Origin of the sequence: Pseudomonas sp. TAA207 (assembly GCF_001529285.1) — a bacterium.
Classification (GTDB): domain Bacteria; phylum Pseudomonadota; class Gammaproteobacteria; order Pseudomonadales; family Pseudomonadaceae; genus Aquipseudomonas; species Aquipseudomonas weihenstephanensis.
Map to the genome: position 1 here is coordinate 45,577 of NZ_LLWJ01000065.1, position 20,567 is coordinate 66,143.

General features: G+C 59.2%; 21 protein-coding genes. 10 read left to right on the plus strand and 11 right to left on the minus strand.

Annotated elements, in window-relative coordinates; genetic code table 11:
- The first annotated feature begins 81 nt into the window (after positions 1-81).
- The 6 genes from pqqA (at position 82) to AP059_RS11325 (ending at position 5,218) form a co-directional block, all read left to right on the plus strand.
- A complete protein-coding gene (pqqA, locus tag AP059_RS22005; RefSeq protein ID WP_082149419.1) occupies positions 82-156 on the plus strand; it encodes a pyrroloquinoline quinone precursor peptide PqqA in 75 nt (24 codons plus the stop codon).
- Positions 157-242: 86 nt separating this feature from the next.
- Positions 243-1,154: a pyrroloquinoline quinone biosynthesis protein PqqB gene (gene pqqB, locus AP059_RS11305; RefSeq protein ID WP_048364209.1), complete on the plus strand. Its 912-nt coding sequence runs from the start codon at positions 243-245 to the stop codon at positions 1,152-1,154.
- Positions 1,155-1,257: 103 nt separating this feature from the next.
- Complete coding sequence (pqqC, locus tag AP059_RS11310; protein WP_059765297.1) at positions 1,258-2,010, plus strand: pyrroloquinoline-quinone synthase PqqC; 753 nt, start codon at positions 1,258-1,260, stop codon at positions 2,008-2,010.
- The gene (pqqD, locus tag AP059_RS11315; protein WP_059765299.1) at positions 2,007-2,282 is read left to right on the plus strand and encodes a pyrroloquinoline quinone biosynthesis peptide chaperone PqqD; all 276 of its coding nucleotides are present in this window, start codon (positions 2,007-2,009) and stop codon (positions 2,280-2,282) included. The genes pqqC and pqqD overlap by 4 nt, the downstream gene beginning before the upstream one ends.
- 7 nt (positions 2,283-2,289) lie before the next feature.
- Positions 2,290-3,420, plus strand: a complete 1,131-nt coding sequence (pqqE, locus tag AP059_RS11320) for a pyrroloquinoline quinone biosynthesis protein PqqE (RefSeq protein WP_238938233.1) — start codon at positions 2,290-2,292, stop codon at positions 3,418-3,420.
- Entirely contained in the window at positions 3,386-5,218 is a 1,833-nt protein-coding gene (locus AP059_RS11325; protein ID WP_059765301.1) for a S9 family peptidase, read from the plus strand. The genes pqqE and AP059_RS11325 overlap by 35 nt, the downstream gene beginning before the upstream one ends.
- Positions 5,219-5,282: 64 nt before the next feature.
- On the opposite strand, the gene AP059_RS22010 is transcribed toward AP059_RS11325, so the two are convergent.
- Both AP059_RS22010 and AP059_RS11330 read right to left on the minus strand, forming a co-directional pair.
- Entirely contained in the window at positions 5,283-5,441 is a 159-nt protein-coding gene (locus AP059_RS22010; RefSeq protein ID WP_048364204.1) for a YqaE/Pmp3 family membrane protein, read from the minus strand.
- 177 nt (positions 5,442-5,618) lie between these two features.
- Complete coding sequence (locus AP059_RS11330) at positions 5,619-6,902, minus strand: aspartate aminotransferase family protein (RefSeq protein WP_059765303.1); 1,284 nt, start codon at positions 6,900-6,902, stop codon at positions 5,619-5,621.
- Positions 6,903-7,131: 229 nt separating this feature from the next.
- Here AP059_RS11330 and AP059_RS11335 point away from each other — a divergent pair, with 229 nt between their 5' ends.
- Positions 7,132-8,031, plus strand: coding sequence for a LysR family transcriptional regulator (locus AP059_RS11335; protein ID WP_059765306.1), 900 nt, complete (start codon positions 7,132-7,134; stop codon positions 8,029-8,031).
- A gap of 291 nt (positions 8,032-8,322) precedes the next feature.
- Here AP059_RS11335 and AP059_RS11340 read toward each other — a convergent pair whose 3' ends face one another.
- The 3 genes from AP059_RS11340 to AP059_RS11350 form a co-directional block, all read right to left on the minus strand.
- Complete coding sequence (locus tag AP059_RS11340; RefSeq protein ID WP_059765308.1) at positions 8,323-10,101, minus strand: acyl-CoA dehydrogenase C-terminal domain-containing protein; 1,779 nt, start codon at positions 10,099-10,101, stop codon at positions 8,323-8,325.
- Between the two features lie 125 nt (positions 10,102-10,226).
- Positions 10,227-11,519 carry a GGDEF domain-containing protein gene (locus AP059_RS11345; protein WP_059765310.1) on the minus strand — a complete coding sequence of 431 codons (1,293 nt, stop codon included), beginning with the start codon at positions 11,517-11,519 and terminating at the stop codon, positions 10,227-10,229.
- A 362-nt stretch (positions 11,520-11,881) separates the two neighbouring features.
- Positions 11,882-13,687 carry a phenylacyl-CoA dehydrogenase gene (locus tag AP059_RS11350; protein WP_048402172.1) on the minus strand — a complete coding sequence of 602 codons (1,806 nt, stop codon included), beginning with the start codon at positions 13,685-13,687 and terminating at the stop codon, positions 11,882-11,884.
- Between the two features lie 30 nt (positions 13,688-13,717).
- On the opposite strand from AP059_RS11350, the gene AP059_RS11355 reads away from it, so the two are divergent.
- Complete coding sequence (locus AP059_RS11355) at positions 13,718-13,924, plus strand: hypothetical protein (protein WP_059765312.1); 207 nt, start codon at positions 13,718-13,720, stop codon at positions 13,922-13,924.
- Between the two features lie 27 nt (positions 13,925-13,951).
- Here the strand turns inward: AP059_RS11355 and AP059_RS11360 are convergent, their stop codons facing one another.
- From AP059_RS11360 to bioB, 6 genes are all read right to left on the minus strand, one after another.
- Positions 13,952-14,248 carry a hypothetical protein gene (locus AP059_RS11360; RefSeq protein ID WP_048364307.1) on the minus strand — a complete coding sequence of 99 codons (297 nt, stop codon included), beginning with the start codon at positions 14,246-14,248 and terminating at the stop codon, positions 13,952-13,954.
- Between the two features lie 120 nt (positions 14,249-14,368).
- The gene (bioD, locus tag AP059_RS11365; protein WP_059765313.1) at positions 14,369-15,049 is read right to left on the minus strand and encodes a dethiobiotin synthase; all 681 of its coding nucleotides are present in this window, start codon (positions 15,047-15,049) and stop codon (positions 14,369-14,371) included.
- Complete coding sequence (gene bioC / locus AP059_RS11370) at positions 15,046-15,846, minus strand: malonyl-ACP O-methyltransferase BioC (RefSeq protein WP_059765315.1); 801 nt, start codon at positions 15,844-15,846, stop codon at positions 15,046-15,048. Before bioC ends, bioD begins: the two co-directional genes overlap by 4 nt.
- Positions 15,839-16,558, minus strand: coding sequence for an alpha/beta fold hydrolase (locus tag AP059_RS11375; protein ID WP_059765317.1), 720 nt, complete (start codon positions 16,556-16,558; stop codon positions 15,839-15,841). Before AP059_RS11375 ends, bioC begins: the two co-directional genes overlap by 8 nt.
- On the minus strand, positions 16,551-17,723 hold the full coding sequence (gene bioF, locus AP059_RS11380) for an 8-amino-7-oxononanoate synthase (RefSeq protein WP_059765319.1): 1,173 nt from the start codon (positions 17,721-17,723) through the stop codon (positions 16,551-16,553). The genes AP059_RS11375 and bioF overlap by 8 nt, the downstream gene beginning before the upstream one ends.
- 114 nt (positions 17,724-17,837) lie before the next feature.
- Positions 17,838-18,893: a biotin synthase BioB gene (bioB, locus tag AP059_RS11385; RefSeq protein ID WP_048364193.1), complete on the minus strand. Its 1,056-nt coding sequence runs from the start codon at positions 18,891-18,893 to the stop codon at positions 17,838-17,840.
- A gap of 87 nt (positions 18,894-18,980) precedes the next feature.
- On the opposite strand from bioB, the gene AP059_RS11390 reads away from it, so the two are divergent.
- Complete coding sequence (locus AP059_RS11390; RefSeq protein ID WP_059765321.1) at positions 18,981-19,721, plus strand: ComF family protein; 741 nt, start codon at positions 18,981-18,983, stop codon at positions 19,719-19,721.
- 57 nt (positions 19,722-19,778) lie between these two features.
- Positions 19,779-20,540, plus strand: a complete 762-nt coding sequence (locus AP059_RS11395; protein ID WP_059765323.1) for a TOBE domain-containing protein — start codon at positions 19,779-19,781, stop codon at positions 20,538-20,540.
- Positions 20,541-20,567 lie beyond the last annotated feature (27 nt).

The following is a 20,567-nucleotide window of genomic DNA, read 5'->3' on the forward strand; positions in this document are numbered from 1 at the left end:
CACCTAAGCATCTGAACATCTCCTTCGGGAGCTGGACTAAGTTAAAGACACCCCACCCACCCACTGCTAAGGAGTCACCTCATGGCTTGGACTAAACCTGCTTTCACCGATCTGCGCATTGGCTTTGAAGTCACCATGTACTTCGCAAGCCGTTGATCTGCCGCTTTTACTGAGCAGAGCAACCCAACGCCTCGGTTCGCCGGGGCGTTTTTATTTTCAGATTTGCAAGAGAACAGCCGCCCATGTTCGTCCAGATTCTAGGTTCCGCCGCTGGCGGTGGATTCCCGCAGTGGAACTGCAACTGCGTCAACTGCGCAGGTTTTCGTGATGGCAGCCTGCGCGCCACGGCCCGCACCCAGTCCTCGATTGCGATCTCCGATGACGGCGTGAACTGGGTGCTGTGCAACACCTCGCCCGACATTCGCGCCCAGCTGCAAAGCTTCGCCCCCCTGCAACCGGGCCGCGCCCTGCGCGACACCGGGATCAGCGCCATCATCTTGATGGACAGCCAGATCGACCACACCACCGGCCTGCTGAGCCTGCGCGAAGGGTGCCCGCATGAAGTATGGTGCACCGACATGGTGCATGAAGATCTCAGCACCGGCTTCCCGCTGTTCACCATGCTCAAACACTGGAATGGCGGTTTGAACCGCCAACGCATCGAGCTGCAAGGCTCGTTCACCATCGCCGCCTGTCCGAACCTGCGCTTCAGTCCACTGCCCTTGCGCAGCGCCGCGCCGCCGTATTCGCCGCACCGTTTCGACCCGCATCCCGGTGACAACATCGGCCTGATCGTTGAAGACCTGCGCACCGGCGGCAAGCTGTTCTATGCACCCGGCCTGGGCAAAGTCGATGCTCCGCTGCTGGAGATCATGGCCAGCAGCGACTGCTTGCTGGTGGACGGCACGATGTGGGACGACGACGAAATGCAGCGCCGTGGCGTGGGCACGCGTACCGGCCGTGAAATGGGCCACCTGGCGCAGAACGGCCCCGGCGGCATGCTCGAAGTGCTTGAGCAACTGCCCAAGCAACGCAAAGTCTTGATCCACATAAACAACACCAACCCGATCCTCGACGAAGACTCCGCCGAACGCGCCGAACTGGCCCGTCGGGGGGTTGAAGTGGCCTTTGATGGCATGAGTATCGAGTTGTAACACGCAAACCTTTGTAGCCGCTGCCCCGTTGTTTTGAAGGCCCTGCGGCCCTGATCGCAGCCTGCGGCAGCGGTTACAAAACCCATTTATTTGGAGGCACCTGATGACTCAAGCCCCACTCTCTACCGCCGAGTTCGAAGCCGCGCTGCGGGCCAAAGGCGCGTACTACCACATCTATCACCCGTATCAGGTGGCGATGTACGAAGGCCGCGCCACGCGCGAACAGATTCAGGGCTGGGTCGCCAACCGCTTCTACTATCAAGTCAATATTCCGCTCAAGGACGCTGCGATTCTGGCCAACTGCCCGGACCGCGAAGTGCGTCGCGAGTGGATTCAGCGCCTGCTCGACCACGACGGCGCCCCCGGCGAGGACGGCGGCATCGAAGCGTGGCTGCGTCTGGGGCAGGCCGTGGGCCTGGACCCCGACCAGTTACGCTCCCAAGAGTTGGTGCTGCCCGGCGTGCGTTTCGCCGTGGATGCTTACGTCAACTTCGCCCGCCGCGCCAGTTGGGAAGAAGCCGCCAGCAGCTCGCTGACCGAAATGTTTGCCCCGCAAATCCACCAGTCCCGCCTCGACAGCTGGCCACAGCACTATCCGTGGATCGACCCGGCGGGCTATGAGTACTTCCGCACCCGCTTGGGTCAGGCCCGGCGCGATGTCGAACACGGGCTGGCCATCACCTTGCAGCACTACACGACGTGGGAAGGCCAGCAGCGCATGCTGGAAATCCTGCAATTCAAACTCGACATTCTTTGGAGCATGCTCGACGCCATGACCATGGCCTACGAGCTTGACCGCCCGCCTTACCACAGCGTGACCGACCAGCGCGTGTGGCATAAAGGAATCACCCTATGAGCTTCGACCGCAGCAAAATCCCGGCCTGGCGCCCCGGCTACCGCTTTCAATACGAGCCCGCGCAAAAAGGCCATGTGCTGCTATACCCCGAAGGCATGATCAAACTCAACGACAGCGCGGCGTTGATTGGTGGCTTGATCGATGGCGAACGCAGCGTGGCGGCCATCATTTTGAAACTGGAGGAACAGTTCCCCGGTGTTCCCGAACTGGGCGACGACATCGAGCAATTTATGGAGGTCGCTCGTGCAGAGCACTGGATCGAACTTGCCTGACAGCCTGATGCCGCCCAAACCCGAGGTGGGCCTGCCGCTCTGGCTATTGGCGGAGTTGACCTATCGCTGCCCGCTGCAATGCCCGTATTGCTCTAACCCGCTGGATTTCGCCCAGCAAGGCAAAGAGCTGAGCACCGAGCAGTGGATCAAGGTGTTTCGTGAGGCGCGCGAAATGGGCGCCGCCCAACTGGGCTTCTCGGGGGGCGAGCCGTTGGTGCGTCAGGACCTGGCCGAACTGATTGGCGAGGCGCGCAAGCTTGGCTTCTATACCAACCTGATCACGTCGGGCATCGGCCTGACCGAACAAAAGATCAGCGATTTCAAAAAGGCCGGGCTGGATCACATTCAAATCAGCTTTCAGGCCAGCGACGAGCAAGTGAACAACCTGCTTGCCGGGTCGAAAAAAGCCTTCGCGCAAAAGCTGGAAATGGCCCGTGCAGTCAAGGCTCACGGCTACCCGATGGTGCTGAACTTCGTCACCCATCGGCACAACATCGACAAGATCGATCGCATCATCGAACTGTGCATCGCACTGGAAGCCGACTTCGTCGAACTCGCCACTTGCCAGTTCTACGGCTGGGCGCAGCTCAACCGCGTGGGCTTGTTGCCGACCAAAGAGCAACTGGTGCGCGCAGAACGCATCACCAACGAATACCGCGCCAAGCTGGAGGCCCAAGGCCATCCCTGCAAGCTGATTTTCGTCACCCCGGACTACTACGAAGAGCGCCCTAAAGCCTGCATGAACGGTTGGGGCAGTATCTTTTTGACCGTCACCCCTGACGGCACCGCCTTGCCGTGTCATGGTGCACGGCAGATGCCGGTCCAGTTCCCCAACGTGCGCGACCACAGCATGCAGCACATTTGGTACGACTCGTTTGGCTTCAACCGTTTCCGCGGCTATGACTGGATGCCCGAGCCGTGCCGCTCGTGTGACGAGAAAGAAAAGGACTTCGGCGGCTGTCGCTGCCAAGCCTTTATGCTCACCGGCGATGCAAGCAATGCAGACCCGGTATGCAGCAAGTCGCCTCACCATGACCTGATCCTCAAGGCGCGCGAAGAAGCCGAGCACGCCACCCAAACCATTGAGCAACTGGCCTTTCGAAATGACCGAAACTCACGACTCATCGCCAAAGGTTGAACCATTCAGCGCCGCCCTCGCCGTGGCCGCCGGGGTGGATTTCGCCGAACTCAAACACGGCCCGCTCGGCCTGTTCTGGAACGAATACCGCCCTCAGGATGCCGCTTGCCGCATCTGGCACTGGCGTGACGGCCAGGCACATTGCCTGACCCCCGACGGTTTCAGCGTGCGCAGCCGGGTGTACGAGTACGGCGGTGGTTCGTTTTGCCTGAGCGATGACGGCGTGGTGTTCGTCAACGAGTCTGATCAACAACTGTACTGGCAAGCACTGGACGGCACGGCGCCGCGCGCCTTGACCCAAGGCACCTGCCGCTATGGTGATGTGCAATGTGCCCAGGGCCGGGTGTTGGCGGTCGAAGAAGATACCGACCAACATCGCCTGGTCAGCGTTGACCCGGCCACACTAGAGCGCTGCGTGCTGGCCCAGGGTGCAGATTTTTATGCCGCCCCCACCCTCAGCCCCAGCGGCCAGCGACTGGCGTGGATTGAGTGGAGCCGCCCGCATCAGCCGTGGACATCAACCCGTTTGATGCTGGCTGAACACCACGCGGCAAGCGGCTGGCAGTTGCCCGTCTGTGTGGCGGGCAATGACCGCGAAGAGTCGTTGCAACAGCCGCGTTTTGATCAAAACAACCGCCTGTATTGCCTGACAGACCGTGGTGGTTTTTGGCAACCGTGGGCTGAGTCTGCCACGGGATTAGTGGCGTTGCCGAGTGCAGCAGCCGATCACGCGCCCGCACCTTGGCAACTGGGCGCCAGCACGTGGCTGCCGCTGGGCGACGGCGCTTACCTGGCCAGCTGGACCGAGCACGGGTTTGGACGCTTGGGCATACACGCGTCTGACGCCGACATTGACGACTTTACCGGCCAATACAGCCGTTTCCGTAGCCTGGCGCTGGACGATGACGCGCTTTATTGCATCGCCGCCTCACCTGTCAGCCCCTCTGCGGTCATCCGTATCGCGCGCGATACCCGGCAGGTTAACGTGCTTGCCGGCGGCATCGCGCCCTTGCCCCACGCACAGATCAGCCGTCCGCAAACCCTGAACTACCCGTCGGCAGGCAGCCAGGCACACGGTTTTTTCTACCCGGCCATGCACGGTGAAAGCCGACCGCCGCTGGTGGTGTTTATCCACGGCGGCCCGACTTCGGCCTGTTATCCAATGCTCGACCCGCGCATCCAGTACTGGACGCAACGCGGCTTTGCCGTGGCCGACCTCAACTATCGCGGCAGCACCGGCTATGGCCGCGAATACCGTCAGGCGCTGCACCTGAAATGGGGTGAAGTGGATGTCGAAGATGCGTGTGCGGTGGTCAGTTATCTGGCTGACAAGGGTCTGATCAATCCCGATAACGCCTTCATTCGCGGCGGCAGCGCAGGGGGTTACACCACGTTGTGCGCCTTGGCGTTCAAACATGTGTTCCGCGCAGGGGCCAGCTTGTATGGCGTCAGCGATCCGGTTGCACTGGCGCGCGACACGCACAAGTTCGAGGGCGATTACATGGACTGGCTGATCGGTGACCCTGAGCGTGATGCCGAACGCTACGCTGCCCGTACGCCGTTACTGCACGCGGCAAACATCCAGGTGCCGGTGATTTTCTTTCAGGGCGAACTGGATGCCGTGGTGGTGCCGCAGCAGACCCGCGACATGCTGCACGCCCTGCAACAAAACGGCATCCCGGCCAAAGCGCACTACTACCCTGACGAACGCCACGGCTTTCGCAAGGCCAGTAACCAGGCGCACGCGCTGGAGCAAGAATGGCAGTTTTATCAAGACGTCATGAACCCCAGCTCGTAGGCGCTGGCGCTGGCTGCGATCCATCACACGATCGCAGCCATCGTGGTCGAAAGTCGTAGAGGGCTTAGCGCTTGGCGATGATGTACACGGCGTGAATCACGCCGGGGAAGTAACCCAACAGCGTCAGCAAAATGTTCAGCCAAAAAGCGCCCGCGAAACCGACCTGCAAAAACACGCCCAGCGGCGGCAGCAAGATGGCGATGATGATGCGAATAATGTCCATGTGTTCCGTCCCCAATCAAAGGTGGGCTCAATAAAGCCCTACGATTAATCGACTCTGAGCCACGGCGAAAGGTTCAGTTGTAGTTTTGCACAGGCAAAAAAACGCCCCGTGCCAAACGAAACAGGCACAGGGCGATGCGTTATACCGCGAGACGGTTCTTTAAATTCTGTATGACGCTTAGATCACTGCTGCACGACGGCACTGCAACTGCGCAGTGCGGACACGGGCAAACGCTCGGGCCAGACGCAACAGCATTTCATCGATGTTGCCTTTGCTGACGCACAGCGCCGGGGTGAAACGCAGGCAATTGGGCTGTGGCGCTGTAATCAACAAACCTTCATACAACGCAGCTTTTACCACCTCATTTGCCGAGTTATCCGACAGCGTCAGCCCCCACATCAGGCCCTGCCCCCGCAATTCACCCTGTGCATAACTATTGGCCAATCGGCCCAGCCCCTCGCGCAGGTGCTGCCCCGCATCGCGAACCTGCTGCAAAAAACCTTTCTCCAGCACGGCATCGAGCACAGCGCTACCTGCGCCAGTCATCAAGGCATTGCCGTGATGGGTGCCGCCCAACTCGTCGGCTTCCAGGCAACACGCTTGACCGCGCGCCAGCAGCGCCGCGAGCGGCACACCACCGCCCAAACCTTTACCCAGGGTGATGATGTCGGCACGAACGCCGTAGTGCTGCTCTGCCAACAAGGTGCCGCAACGGCCCATACCGGTTTGTACTTCATCAAGGATCAGCAAAATGCCTAACTCACGGCACAAGCGCTCAACACCCTTGAGGTAATGCTCGGTGGCCGGGATCACCCCTGCATAGCTCTGCACCGGCTCCAGCATGATGGCCACGGTTTGCGCGTCGACCGCTGCGTGCAAGGCAGGCAAGTCGTTGAACGGCACATTGATAAACCCCGGCAATTGCGGCTCGAAGCGGTTATCAAACGTAGCGCTGCCCGAGGCCGACATCGCACCGAAGCTGCGGCCATGGCAACTGTGCGTCGCGGTGATGATGCGATGCGCGCCGCCACGATGCAGTTGGCCCCATTTGCGCGCCAGCTTGATCGCGCCTTCGTTGGCCTCAGCGCCGGTATTGAGAAAATGCACCTGATCGCTGCCCGTGCTGTGACACAACCGCTCAGCCAGGCTCAACATGCCGCGATTGAAAAAACCCGACCCCGGGTTGATCAACGATTGCGCCTGCTCAGCCAGTGCCTTGATCAACACCGCCGGGCTATGACCCAAGCTGTTTGCGGCACCGCCCTGGGTAAAATCCAGATACGCGCGGCTTTCGCTGTCCCACATCCACGACCCTTGACCGCGCACAAAAATCTGCGCCGGACGCTCGATGCTGGGCATCAGGCAATCGCGGGACACATCGTTATTCATCGTTTGAGACAGAGGCTCAATCGCCAACTCATCGAAGCTGGGGGATTGGCGCCGCAGGTTAAACAGGTTCATGCACGCTGACCTTGTGACCATAAGCCGAATCGATTTGCAACTGAGCGTCATGCTCGTGCGCGGTTAAACCCTCTGTGGGGTTTTCTGCCTTGCCTATGTAAAACAGGCCTGCACAATCGCTTTTCATGACCTTCTCTGGTGCTACGAGCCCTTTGGAATGGGCGTAGACTAGGCGCCTGCCGGCCTTTGAGCCATTTCGTTTTTTAAGCATTTTCGATAAGTAATACTTATGGATTTCAAACAACTGCGTTATTTCGTCGCGGTGTACGAAGAAGGCCATGTGGGCCGAGCTGCCGAGCGCCTTTCCATCTCCCAGCCGGCACTCTCGCAGCAGATTCGCCAGCTCGAACACAACCTGGATGTCAGCCTGTTCGAGCGCAGCAGCAAGCGCTTGCTGCCAACCCTTGCCGCGCACACGCTGTACAACCATGCGTTACCGCTCCTTGACGGTTTGCAACGCGCCAAAGAGGCGTTGCGCAACTTTCAAGGCCACGCGCTGCGGACTCTGGCCATCGGCGTGCTGCAAACCGTACATACCAGCCTGGTGCCGCAAATGCTCGAACGCGTGCGTCAGGCGCAACCGCATTTGGTGGTACAGATTTACGAACTGACCGGGCTTGAGATTGAGCGGCGTTTGCTCAATGGCTCACTCGACATCGGCATCAGCTACCTGCCGCCCCGCCAGCCTGGCTTGCACGGCGTGTTGCTGTACGAAGATGAGCTGCAGCTGGTCATCCCGGCAGACCATCCGCTGCGTGAATTCAAAAAGGTGTCGTTAAGCCAGGCGGCCGAATTGCCCATGCTGCTGCTCGGGGAAGAGTTTCAGGTGCGCCAGATCTGGCAGAGCCAACTGGCCAATCTGGGCCGACGGCCGCAAGTGCAGGCTGAACTCAATACGATGGCCGGGATTCTCGACAGCTTGCCGCACAGCAAGTTGGCCACGGTGCTGCCGGGGCGTTCACGTCACGAACACGATGACAAGGCGCTGCTGTGGAAGCCGCTGAGTGAGCCGAGGGTGCCGCTCAAAGTGGGGCTGGTGTGTCGCGATGTGCAGCGCCAACAAGCCACGCTGGGGTTGTTGCGCACCCTGCTTGAGGATGTGATGCAGCGTGAAGAAGCAACGCTGTAGGTCACGTTTATTGACCCGCTGCATGAGGGCGTGCGAACAAGCTCGCTCCTACAGCGCATATACATATTTCTGACGCACAAAAAGAAAACCCCGCCGAAGCGGGGTTTTGCAGACTGTTTCCCTGACATCCTTTTCACTCCGCCATCCTGGCAGAATCCTACGTGTCCCTGTTATTTCTTTGAGCTTCCTGCTCGACGTCCATGTGAAGTAGATTACCGATGGATCCAATTCTGCGATATGGACGATTGCCAGCACGTTATGTAAGCAAATGCTTACATAACGTTAAACAGCTTAAAAGTGTGCTTCATCCAGCAAATACAGCGACTCGCTACCGGCCTTGACCGAAGCACTCAGCGAGTGGATACGCGGCAGCAAACGTTGGAAGTAGAAGCGCGCCGTGCCCATTTTGCTGACATAAAACGCGTCCTCGGACTCCTTGCCCTGCGCAGCCTTGGCCATCAGCGCCCACATGTAGGCATACGTTGTGTAACCAAAAACATGCAGGTACTCGACGCAAGCCGCGCCAATTTCGTTGGGATTAATTTTCGAATGTTCCAAAACCCAGGCCGTCAACTCATCAAGTGTGTCCAAAGCGCTTGCCAGCGGTGCGGTGAATTCATTCAAGTCGCCACACGACGAGGCGATGAACTGACGAACCTCATCGGCATACAAACGGTAATACGCCCCGTTGTTGCCCACTATCTTGCGCCCCACCAGGTCCAGCGCCTGAATACCGTTGGTGCCTTCGTAGATCTGCGTAATACGCACATCACGTACTAACTGCTCCTGCCCCCATTCACGAATGTAACCGTGACCGCCAAACACCTGCTGACCGTGCACGGTGGTTTCAAGCCCCAAATCGGTCAAGAACGCTTTGGCGACTGGCGTCAGCAAAGCCACCAGGCCATCGGCCCGCTCACGGGCGGCCGGGTCCTGACTGAACTTGGCAATGTCCAACTGGTTGGCGACATAGGTGGAGAACGCACGCCCGCCTTCGTTGCACGCTTTCATGGTCAGCAACATACGGCGCACATCGGCGTGCACAATGATCGGATCAGCGGCTTTATCTTTGGCTTGAGCACCGGTCGCAGCGCGGCCTTGCAAGCGATCACGGGCATATTCCACTGCGTTCTGGTACGAACGCTCACCCGAAGCCAGCCCCTGGATACCGACGCCCAAACGCTCGTAGTTCATCATGGTGAACATCGCCGCCAGACCACGGTTAGGTTCGCCGACCAGATAACCCACCGCCTCGTCGAAGTTCATCACGCACGTTGCCGACGCTTGAATACCCATTTTGTGTTCAATGGAACCGCAGGTGACCGGGTTACGCTCGCCCAGGCTGCCATCGGCATTGACCCTGAATTTGGGTACCAGAAACAGCGAAATACCTTTGGGGCCAGCCGGCGCGTCCGGCAACTTGGCCAGTACCAAATGGATGATATTTTCCGTCAGGTCGTGCTCGCCACCGGTGATGAAAATCTTCGTACCGCTGAGGGTGTAGGAGCCATCGGCTTGAGGTTCGGCCTTGGTGCGGATGATCCCCAAGTCAGTGCCCGCATGGGGTTCGGTCAGGCACATGGAGCCAGCCCACACGCCCGAATACATATTGGGCAGGTACATCGCCTTCAGTTCTTCGCTGGCATGCGCATTGATCGACACGCACGCACCCGCTGTCAGCATCGGGTACAAGCCGAACGCGAGGCTGGAGGAGTTGATCATTTCTTCGACTTGCGCCGAGACCGCTTTGGGCATGCCCATGCCGCCGAACTCAGGATCGCCACCGACGCCCACCCATCCGCCTTCGGCGTAGGTTTTATAAGCATCAACGAAACCTGCGGGGGTGGTTACGACGGTATCGTGCCAGTGGCATCCTTCTTCATCGCCGCTACGGCTGAGCGGGGCGATACTTTTAGCGGTGACTTTGCCCGCTTCTTCAAGAATTGCTTCTACCGTCTGCGCATCTACCGTGTCTGCCAAAGCAGGCAATGTCCCCCAAAGCGCTGCAACATCGAACACTTCATTAAGGACGAAGCGCATATCGCGCAGGGGCGCTTTGTAATCAGCCATGACAAACCTCGCAATTACTACCAGTTAAGCCCGAGCCGGGCCACGTTTTGCTGTGGCCAGTCTAACTTAACAACGATTGCGATACATAGGGTCCGGTAGTGACTCAAATTTAATACACGGTCACGCTACGCAGGAATTTCTGTCGTGCGCACCGCCCCCCGTCGGGTTTGCCCGTAGGCAACGACGCAGTTACGCCCGGCACTTTTCGCGCTGTAGAGCGCCTTATCCGCCGCTTTTAGCACCTCCTCGGCCGTGCGCTGTTCTGGCATGCGTTCGGCCACACCAATACTGACCGTCACCGACACGCTGGTAGCCCGCGTACCGGCTCGGCGCTGACGACCTTGCTGGTCGTCCTGCGGGCGGTTTTCCTGATTGCGTAAATGGATGTTGTAAACCGCAATGGCTTCACGCAACTCATCCAGATGCGGCATGCACTCATCCAGCGTTTTACCTGCAAACACCAGGGCGAATTCTTCACCGCCATAGCGATAGGCCCGACCGCCACCGCTGACTTTGGACAGTTTGCTGGCGACCAGTCGCAGCACCTGATCGCCCACATCGTGACCGTGGGTGTCGTTGAATTTTTTGAAATGGTCGACGTCACTCATCGCCAGCACGTAATTGCGCCCCAAACGCTGCAAGCGTTCATTCAGTGCGCGACGCCCCGGCAGGCCGGTCAGCTCATCGCGAAAGGCCATTTGATACGCCTCATGCGCTACCGCTGCGGCAATCATCAACATCACCTGGCTGCACATGATGTTAAGGGTGAACGGCAAGATAAACGTCTGCGGCAGCATCCAGAACAGCCCTACCAGCCCTACCAGCTGGGCGGCATGCAGGGGCCGCGGGTTGCGCCAGTATTGCCAGCCCAGCAGCACAAAACCGATGAAAAACACCGGATACGACAACTGAATCAAGCTCATCCAGCGGCCATGCAGTGCGGGCCAACGGATCTCGGCCAGCCAATTGAGCAGCGCCTGTGGGTAACTTTGCTCCAGCCCCAGCGCGACACTGCCGATGGCCAACAGCACCGCAAAACGCGCCACCAGGTCCTGAAACAGATGTGTGCGCTCCTCCCAGGCCGCGTACACGCTGTACAGCAACGGCAATAACAGCGAGCACACATGAAAGATCACCGCCGCGTCCGGGCGCACAACGCCGTTATCGCGGTAGTAATCGGTCTGGGTATCGAGCAGGAAATAGGCGATATACACCGTAAGCATCAAGAACAATTCACGCTGGCGGCGGTAAACCGCGCAGTAAGCGCCTCCCAACAACAGCACCAGGGTGGGCAGCACGTTGAAGAGTGAGGTGAAGAACACATTGAGGTCTTTGACGTAGGCAGCCGCAAGCCCTGCGATAAGCAGCAGCAGAGACGGCAAAAAGTGACTGACACATGCAGCAGAAGAACGCGACAAAAGTAAAGCTCCAACCCGAACAACCAAGTAATGGCATTGTGCCTGCTTTTACCGCAGTTAAGCACACTTGGAAACGTCCCGGTCGCCTCAGCCATAGGTTTTAACGGCTGGAAAGGCAAAAGGCTTAACGCATTTGTCGGATTAAAAAAGACTCACGGAGGCGTTCTGCATTTTGTCGCTGTGGCCCAATGTGACAGGCGATTACGCCACAATCGTGCACCTTTGACCGGGCGTGATCTCAGGTTGTACGACAGCCCTGCGGCCGAACGTGGTGTTGGCTAACTGCTACGCAGAATCCGCGCATAAAAAAAACCGCTTCACCCAGAGGTGAAACGGTTTTTGGGAAGGTGACGCGCTTGAGCTTAGTAGCCCAGGTCGAAGTCTTCTTCTTTCATGTCCATCAGGTTGGCAGCGCCTGACAACATGGTTGCAACGTGTGTACGGGTACGCGGCAGGATGCGCTGGAAGTAGAAACGCGCCGTCTGCAATTTAGCTTTGTAGAAGGCTTCTTCCGACGTGCCAGCAGCCAGTTTCTCTGCGGCCAAACGCGCCATGTCAGCCCAGAAGTACGCCAGGCAGGCATAACCGGAATACATCAGGTAGTCGACCGAGGCCGCGCCCACTTCTTCACGGTCTTTCATGGCCGCCATACCGACCTTCATGGTCAGCTCACCCCATTCTTTGTTCAGTGCAGCCAGCGGTGCGACGAACTCTTGAACGCCTTCGTTGCCTTCGTTGGTCTGGCAGAATTTGTGCACGATCTTGGTGAAGCCTTTGAGCGCTTCGCCTTGAGTCATCAGCACTTTACGGCCCAGCAGGTCGAGTGCCTGGATGCCGGTGGTGCCTTCGTACAGCATCGAAATACGGCTGTCGCGAACGTTCTGCTCCATGCCCCACTCAGAGATGAAACCGTGGCCGCCGTAGATTTGAACGCCGTGGTTGGCGGATTCAAAACCCACTTCGGTCATGAAGGCTTTGGCAATCGGCGTCATGAACGCCAGCAGTGCGTCGGCTTTCTTCTTCTCTTCTTCATCAACGCCGTATTTCACGATGTCGACTTGCTTGGCTGTGAAGTAAACCATCGCACGGTTGCCTTCGGCGAATGCCTTCATGGTCAACAGCATGCGACGTACGTCCGGGTGAACGATGATCGGGTCGGCGGCTTTTTCCGGGAATTTAGGGCCGGTCAGCGAGCGCATTTGCAGGCGGTCACGGGCGTATTTCAAGCCGCCCTGGAAACCGATTTCGGCGTGGGACAGGCCTTGCAGCGCGGTGCCCAGACGTGCGGTGTTCATAAAGGTGAACATGCAGTTCAGGCCTTTGTTCGGCGGGCCGATCAGGAAACCTGTCGCGCCGTCGAAGTTCATCACACAGGTGGCGTTACCGTGGATGCCCATTTTGTGCTCAAGGGAGCCACACGATACGGCGTTACGCTCACCGAGCGTGCCGTCAGCATTGGCCATGAACTTGGGCACGATAAACAGCGAAATGCCTTTGGTGCCAGCCGGTGCATCCGGCAGGCGGGCCAGAACGATGTGGACGATGTTGTCGGCCATGTCGTGTTCACCGGCCGAGATGAAGATCTTGGTGCCGGAAACTTTGTAGGAGCCATCAGCTTGAGGTTCGGCCTTGGTGCGCAGCATGCCCAAGTCAGTACCGCAGTGCGATTCGGTCAAGCACATGGTGCCGGTCCATTCACCGGTAACCAGCTTGCTCAGGTAGGTCTCTTGCTGCTCGGGAGTGCCGTGCTCGGAGATGGTGTTCATCGCGCCATGCGACAGGCCCGGGTACATGCCCCACGACCAGTTGGCTTCACCCACCATTTCGCTGACCGCCAGGCCCAGCGACTCAGGCAGGCCCTGACCGCCGTGGGCAACGTCATGCGCCAGGCTCGGCCAGCCACCTTCAACAAATTGCTTGTAGGCTTCTTTAAAACCGGTAGGGGTTTTAACCCCGGACTCACTCCAGGTGCAGCCTTCGGTGTCACCCACACGGTTCAGAGGTGCCAGCACCTGCTCACAAAACTTGGCGCCTTCTTCAAGAATGGCGTCAACCATGTCTGGAGTAGCGTCCTGGCAAGCCGGCAGGCTCTGATAATGCGCTTCGTAACCGAGCAGTTCGTCACGAACGAAGCGAATATCACGCAAGGGGGCCTTGTAATCAGGCATAGCGATAAACCTCTGCTGATGAATCCGGGAATGAACAACCGCGTAGAATTTGTTATTGCGGTCAAACAGGTGTTTGAAACATACGTTTACGCCCATTTATTGTCAAGCAGGCGCAAGGAGCCGTTCGTCCCGAAGGGTGAACAGCTGCGAATTCTCAAAAGACTGTTGAATGTCACGCCACCAGCATCGCTGCAGGCGAAAGCGAAGTGCGGCGGCGCAGCAGGCGTCAGGCAGTAACGCTGAGGCTGCGAGGGCACGCCAGGATCAGGCGTAGGTATCGATCAGCGTACCGACCATTTCGTCAGCGGTGCGTACCACTTTGGCGCCGAGTTCGACTTGCGCTTTGCCTACGCTTAAATCAGCCACATCACTGGCAATATCTGAGAGCTGACTACGGTCGACGGCGCGCATGCGGTTGACCTGTGTGTCGGAGGATTGGCTCGCGACCGAGCGTTCAACCGTGGCATTGGCGATGTGCCCGCCCGCTTGATCGACACGGTTCTGCCCCGCCTGAATGGAACTTAGACCTGCGTAGAACGCGGTGCTTCCCGAGATTTCCATGAGCGACATCTTCCCTTTCAAGGTCATCAGGCTTCATTGAAGCAGACATACTGGCAAAAGGCCCGTCAAAAAACCTGATGGTTGCGCGCCCTTCAATAGCCCTGAGCAATAGCGCCGCACTCAGTCCAGCAGGTCCAGTTGCACATGCTCGGCCACCGCCTGCGCCGTGGGTGACGTGAGCGCGGGCACCCGGCCAAGGCAGGGTGCTGGCAAGCGTTCGGCCAGGGTTGCCAGGTTTTCTTCAAGCCGTGCGGTGTGCGGGTCGATGATATTGGCCACCCAGCCCGCCAGTTGCAGACCATCTTGAGCAATCGCCTCAGCGGTCAGCAAAGCGTGGCTGATACAGCCCAACCTCACGCCTACCACCAAAATCACCGGCAGTCCCAGCCCTTGGGCCACGTCAGACAGGCTGTCCTGCCCCGACAAAGGCACGCGCCAGCCACCCGCCCCCTCTATCAGGGTGAAATCGGCGTGTTGCGCCAAAATATGGCGCATCGGTGCCAGCAATGATTCAACCGTCAGCGCCACACCCGCCTCGCGCGCAGCAATATGCGGGGCGATGGCAGGTTCGAACGCCAGCGGGTTCACCTCGTCATACTTCAAGCCAATCGTGCATTGAGCCATCAACGCCAGCGCGTCAGCGTTGCGCAGCCCTTGGGCGGTTTTTTCGCACCCAGAGGCCACAGGCTTGCCCGCTGCCGTGCTTAAACCCGCCGTGCGGGCGGCGTACAACAAACCTGCTGCAACCGTGGTTTTGCCCACGTCCGTGTCCGTGCCGGTAATGAAATAGGCAAGGCTCATCGCGTTTTCTCCAAGATGCCGTAGACCACTTGATACGTCGCTGGCAGCCCCAGTGGCTGACGAAATTGTTCATAGGCCGCGATTAACCCTTGAACCCGCGCCCTGCCGGTCAAGCCTTCAGGTCGCCCCGGATTAAGGTTGTGCGCGCCCAGTGCTTTTAGCTCATGGGTCAACTGGCGCACCTGCGGGTAATGCAGCACATGGGGCTGCGTGTGCAAGCTTTTGACCTGCAAACCGCTTCCTGCACACAGCTGTTGATAAGCCGAAAACTCGCGAAACCGGTTGACGTGAACCTGCCCGTCAACCGCCTTCCAACTGTCACGCAGCTCACTCAACGTGCCCACGCACAAACTGGCGAAAGCCAGTACACCGCCCGGTTTGAGCACCCGCTGTGCCTCGCTGAGCACTGCGTCAAAGTGCGCGCACCATTGCAACGCCAGGCTGGAAAACACCACGTCGCAACTGTTGTCTTGCAGCGGCAGGCACTCGGCATCACCCGCGATGAAGTGCTGGGCACCCCCCAATGGCCGGGCGTAAGCCAGCATGCCTTGTGCGATATCCAGCGCCAGCCCTTCGCTGTGAGGAAAGTGCTGACCCAACACGCGACTGAAGTACCCCGTGCCACAGCCCACATCCAACCAACGTTGTGGGTTTAAGCCCACAGGTAAACGGTTCATCAGTTCATGACCGACGTCGCGTTGCAGTTCAGCCACGCTGTCATAACTGGCCGCCGCGCGGGAAAACGAAACCGCCACCAGACGTTTGTCCGGCAGGCTTGCCACACTCAAATCAGTCATCACCCAACCCGGTTAAAAAGCTCTGAATCGCCGCCGCCAATTCGTGGGGTGCTTGCAGAAGAAACGCATGACAGGCCTGCTCCATCAGGCCCACTTCAACATCAGGCAATAACGCCAGCACATCACTGGCGACTGACGCCGGCACCAGCTCATCCTGCCCGGCAAACACGTGAAACTGCGGGCCATTAAAGTGTTGCAGAGCGGGTCGCGTGTCCATCTTGGCGAGCAGCTCCAGCCCTGCAAGCAAGGTGTCTGGCTCAGCCTTCGGCGCACCATTGAGGAGTAAGCTCGCCATACCCCGACCTTCACTGCACAACAAAGAAAAGCGCTTAAGCGTCGTATTGGGTGCCTTACGAAAACCGTCGATAAAATCCTCGAAGGTGGCACACGGCATTGCGTTGGGCCAATCGTCGCGGCTGACAAAACACGGGTTACTGGCCAGCGTCACCAACCCGCAACACCGCTCGCCGCGCCGCGCGGCCAATTCGCTGGCCAACATGCCACCCAGTGACCAACCCCCCAGCCAGACGTCATCCGGCAACGCCGCGTCCAACTCATCCAGCCAGTCATCCAACTGCGCCGAAGCGAGCACCGGCAAGGGTTCTATTTCCACCCGCAGGCGCGCGTCCAGGCCACGCAGTGCAACCGCCAAAGGCTCCAGCGGTGAGATACCCAACCCCCAGCCGGGGAGCAAAATCAAACGATCACGCATGCTCGGACTCCGGTTTTCGCCAACAGTCGTTCAATGCATTTAACAGTAGCTGCACCTGCGCCTCTGTGTGGGCGGCAGACAACGTCACACGTAACCGCGCGCTACCGACAGGCACCGTGGGTGGGCGGATAGCGGTGACCAGCACGCCGCGCTCACGCAATTGCTGCGACAAGCGCACCGCCTCTGCGCTGTCGCCAATCATGATCGGCTGGATCGGCGTAAAGCTGTCCATCAGTTGCAGGCCGATCTGCTGGGCACCGGCACGGAACTGGCGGATCAGGGTATTCAAATGCTCACGGCGCCAGTGCTCGCTGCGTAACAACTCAAGGCTTTTGAGCGTGGCGCACGCCAACGCGGGCGGCTGGCTGGTGGTGTAGATATAAGGACGGGCGAACTGGATCAGGCTTTCAATCAACGCTTCGCTGCCGGCCACAAAGGCGCCGCTGGTGCCAAAGGCTTTACCCAGAGTGCCGACCAGCACAGGAACGTCGTGCTGGCTCAAGCCGAAATGCTCGACAATTCCACCCCCCGTGGCACCCAGCGGACCAAAACCGTGGGCATCGTCGACCATCAACCACGCGCCCTTAGCGCGAGCTTCATGGGCCAATGCGGGCAAATTGGCCACATCGCCGTCCATGCTGAACACGCCATCGGTCACCACCAGCGTATGGCCGACAGCTTTCTCCAGACGACTGGCCAAACTCGCGGCGTCGTTGTGCAAATAACGGCTGAACCGTGCCCCGCTCAACAAGCCCGCATCCAGCAAAGAGGCGTGGTTGAGACGGTCTTCCAGCACCGTGTCGCCCTGACCTGCCAGCGCTGTGACAGCGCCCATGTTCGCCATGTAACCATTGCTGAACAGTAGCGCGCGCGGGCGAGCGGTGAACTCGGCGAGCGCTTCTTCGAGGGCGTGATGCGGGCGACTGTGGCCAATGACCAAGTGCGACGCCCCGCCGCCCACGCCCCAGCGCGACGCACCGGCTTGCCACGCTTCGATCACCTGCGGGTGATTGGCCAGGCCCAGGTAGTCGTTGCTACAAAAGGCCAATAAAGGCTGACCGTCCACCACCACCTGCGGGCCTTGCGGGCTTTCAAGCAAAGGGCGCTGGCGATACAAATTGGCGGCACGACGCGCGGCCAGACGAGCCGTTAAATCAAAAGACATGAGAAAAAGGTCCCCTGTAATCGCTGCCGCAGGCTGCGGTGGGCAGCCCCCCATAAACAAGGTGCTGCGGCCTTTATCGCAGCCTGCGGCAGCGACTACAAAAATGCGGCGCGGTTAAACCGCAGCGTTATAAAACTGCTCGCTGGATTTTTGGTCCATCAAGGCGTGCTCAATGGCCGCCTGATGCACTTCGTCGGCATGGTCTTCGTGTGCTTCAGGGAGGATGCCCAGGCGGCTGAACAGCAACATGTCCTTGTCCGCTTGCGGGTTGGCGGTGGTGAGCAATTTATCGCCGTAAAAGATCGAGTTGGCACCGGCAAAGAACGCCAGCGCCTGCATTTGCTCGTTCATCGCCTCACGCCCGGCCGACAGCCGCACATGGCTTTGCGGCATCATGATGCGTGCTACCGCCAGCATGCGGATGAAGTCAAACGGGTCGATGTCTTCGGCGTTTTCCATCGGCGTACCGGCCACTTTCACCAGCATGTTGATCGGCACCGACTCCGGATGTTCTGGCAGGTTGGCCAGCTGGATCAGCAGATTGGCGCGGTCGTCGAGTGACTCGCCCATGCCCAGAATCCCGCCGGAGCAAATCTTCATCCCGGCATCGCGCACATAGCTCAAGGTTTGCAGACGCTCGCTGTAGGTGCGCGTGGTGATGATGCTGGTGTAGAACTCTGGCGACGTGTCGAGGTTGTGATTGTAGTAATCCAGCCCCGCGTCAGCCAAGGCAGCGGTTTGCGCCTGATCGAGCTTGCCCAGGGTCATGCAGGTTTCCAGCCCCAGCGCCTTGACCCCTTCCACCATTTTCAACACGTAGGGCATGTCTTTGGCAGACGGGTGTTTCCACGCCGCCCCCATGCAGAAACGTGTCGCACCAATCGCCTTGGCGCGCGCGGCTTCGTCCAGCACCGCTTGCACCTGCATCAGCTTCTCTTTGGCCAGGCCGGTGTTGTAGTGGCCCGACTGCGGACAATATTTGCAATCTTCCGGGCAGGCGCCGGTTTTGATCGACAGCAGCGTCGAGACTTGCACCCGATTAGCGTTGAAATGCGCACGGTGAACCGTCTGCGCTTGAAATAGCAGGTCATTGAACGGTTGCGTAAACAACGCCCGCACTTGGGCTAAAGACCAATCATGACGCATGGTGTTAAAGGTGCTGGCGCTCATCGGCGTTTCTCTTGTTTATGCTGGACTTGAACCTGAAGCGATCACTTCAGGCACGGCACGGATGCCCGGCATGTTTAAGGATGCGACATGAGCTGTCAACCCAGTCTATTTAGCAAGGTTTACATCTGGCTATTTAATAACCAGCATTGTTTATTGTGTGACGGGCAGGCCGACTCCCTCCACAGCGTGTGCGTCGATTGCGAGCATGAGCTGCCCTGGCTGGGTGAAGGCTGCCAACACTGTGCGTTGCCGCTGCCAGGACCAGGCATGATCTGCGCCGATTGCATCAAACATCCTCCCGCGTTTGAGCGTGTACACGCGGCCTGGGTGTATGACTTTCCGGTGGACGGCCTGATCGTGCGCTTCAAGCACCACGCAAAATGGCCTTATGGCCGCCTGTTAGCCGAACTTCTGAGTCAATCGCTACTCAATCACTACGCACACGGCCATGCCCGGCCCGACCTCCTGCTGCCGGTCCCCCTGTCACTGCACCGCCAGCGCCAGCGTGGGTTCAACCAAGCCGCCATGCTCGGCGAATGGCTCGCTCAGCGCCTGGGCATTGCATGCCCTGCGCACTGGCTGATGCGCACCCAAGACACCCCCGCACAACAAGCGCTGGATGCCAAAACCCGTCGCCGCAACTTGCTGCACGCCTTTGCTCTTGCTCCCCAGGCACACGTTTGCGGGCGGCATCTGGCGTTGGTCGATGACGTGCTGACCACCGGCGCAACGGCTCAAAGCCTCGCCCGGCTGTTGCTCAAGGCGGGCGCCAAACGGGTTGACGTGTATTGCCTGGCGCGCACGCCCAAGCCCGACGGGCCGCCTTGACGGCAAGACGGTGAGCGGGCACTTTGCCAGACCCTGACACCTTACGAATCCATCGCCATGCACGTGCCCGCTTTGCTTGCGCAACACATTGTTCGTCGTCCGCAGCGTATTGCCTTGTTGCAGCACATCAGCGAGCAAGGTTCGATCACCCGCGCCGCCAAAAGCGCAGGTATCAGCTACAAGGCCGCGTGGGATGCCATCGACGAACTCAACAACCTGGCGCAAACACCGCTGGTGGAGCGCAGCGTGGGCGGCAAAGGAGGGGGCGGCGCGCGGTTATCCGTCGCTGGCGAGCGTGTGCTGCGCCTGTATCAGCGTTTGCACGCGTTGCAACACCAAGTGCTGGAAGCCGCAGAAGATGCCCAAGACCTCGATTTACTGGGGCGACTGATGCTCAGAACCAGCGCCCGCAACCAGTTACACGGCACGGTCGGCGCCATCCGCAACCAGGGCCATAACGATTTGATTGCGCTTGAACTGGCAGGCGGGCTGCTGTTGCATGCGCAGATCACGCACGACAGCACGCTACGGCTGGAGCTGGAGGTCGGCACCCCAGTCGTCGCGTTGATCAAGGCAGGTTGGTTACAACTGATTGCGCCCCAGGACGTCATCGCAGATCACAACCACTTAGAGGGCCAGATTGAACAGGTCCTGCATGCCGACAATGGCCCCAGCGAAGTGCGCATCAGCCTGCCCAATGGCCAAACCCTGTGTGCCCTGACCGAAGCGCAACACCTGGCAACACTTGGACTAAAGGCCGGGAGCCAGGCCCATGTGCAATTTGCGCCCTCGCTGGTGTTGCTCGGCACACCGCTCTGACTCAAGCCCGTCTGAAAGCACAGGCGT

Excerpts from the sequence above, each read along its gene's own strand:
- pqqB (WP_048364209.1), top strand. The coding sequence starts at position 243 with ATGTTCGTCCAGATTCTAGGTTCCGCCGCTGGCGGTGGATTCCCGCAG.
- AP059_RS11335 (WP_059765306.1), top strand. The coding sequence starts at position 7,132 with ATGGATTTCAAACAACTGCGTTATTTCGTCGCGGTGTACGAAGAAGGC.
- AP059_RS11330 (WP_059765303.1), bottom strand. The coding sequence starts at position 6,902 with ATGAACCTGTTTAACCTGCGGCGCCAATCCCCCAGCTTCGATGAGTTG.
- AP059_RS22010 (WP_048364204.1), bottom strand. The coding sequence starts at position 5,441 with ATGGACATTATTCGCATCATCATCGCCATCTTGCTGCCGCCGCTGGGC.
- AP059_RS11360 (WP_048364307.1), bottom strand. The coding sequence starts at position 14,248 with ATGGAAATCTCGGGAAGCACCGCGTTCTACGCAGGTCTAAGTTCCATT.
- AP059_RS11355 (WP_059765312.1), top strand. The coding sequence starts at position 13,718 with ATGAACAACCGCGTAGAATTTGTTATTGCGGTCAAACAGGTGTTTGAA.
- bioF (WP_059765319.1), bottom strand. The coding sequence starts at position 17,723 with ATGTCTTTTGATTTAACGGCTCGTCTGGCCGCGCGTCGTGCCGCCAAT.
- AP059_RS11340 (WP_059765308.1), bottom strand. The coding sequence starts at position 10,101 with ATGGCTGATTACAAAGCGCCCCTGCGCGATATGCGCTTCGTCCTTAAT.
- pqqE (WP_238938233.1), top strand. The coding sequence starts at position 2,290 with ATGCCGCCCAAACCCGAGGTGGGCCTGCCGCTCTGGCTATTGGCGGAG.
- AP059_RS11375 (WP_059765317.1), bottom strand. The coding sequence starts at position 16,558 with ATGCGTGATCGTTTGATTTTGCTCCCCGGCTGGGGGTTGGGTATCTCA.
- pqqD (WP_059765299.1), top strand. The coding sequence starts at position 2,007 with ATGAGCTTCGACCGCAGCAAAATCCCGGCCTGGCGCCCCGGCTACCGC.
- bioC (WP_059765315.1), bottom strand. The coding sequence starts at position 15,846 with ATGACTGATTTGAGTGTGGCAAGCCTGCCGGACAAACGTCTGGTGGCG.
- bioB (WP_048364193.1), bottom strand. The coding sequence starts at position 18,893 with ATGAGCGCCAGCACCTTTAACACCATGCGTCATGATTGGTCTTTAGCC.
- bioD (WP_059765313.1), bottom strand. The coding sequence starts at position 15,049 with ATGAGCCTTGCCTATTTCATTACCGGCACGGACACGGACGTGGGCAAA.
- AP059_RS11350 (WP_048402172.1), bottom strand. The coding sequence starts at position 13,687 with ATGCCTGATTACAAGGCCCCCTTGCGTGATATTCGCTTCGTTCGTGAC.
- AP059_RS11395 (WP_059765323.1), top strand. The coding sequence starts at position 19,779 with ATGCACGTGCCCGCTTTGCTTGCGCAACACATTGTTCGTCGTCCGCAG.
- AP059_RS11325 (WP_059765301.1), top strand. The coding sequence starts at position 3,386 with ATGACCGAAACTCACGACTCATCGCCAAAGGTTGAACCATTCAGCGCC.
- pqqC (WP_059765297.1), top strand. The coding sequence starts at position 1,258 with ATGACTCAAGCCCCACTCTCTACCGCCGAGTTCGAAGCCGCGCTGCGG.
- AP059_RS11390 (WP_059765321.1), top strand. The coding sequence starts at position 18,981 with ATGAGCTGTCAACCCAGTCTATTTAGCAAGGTTTACATCTGGCTATTT.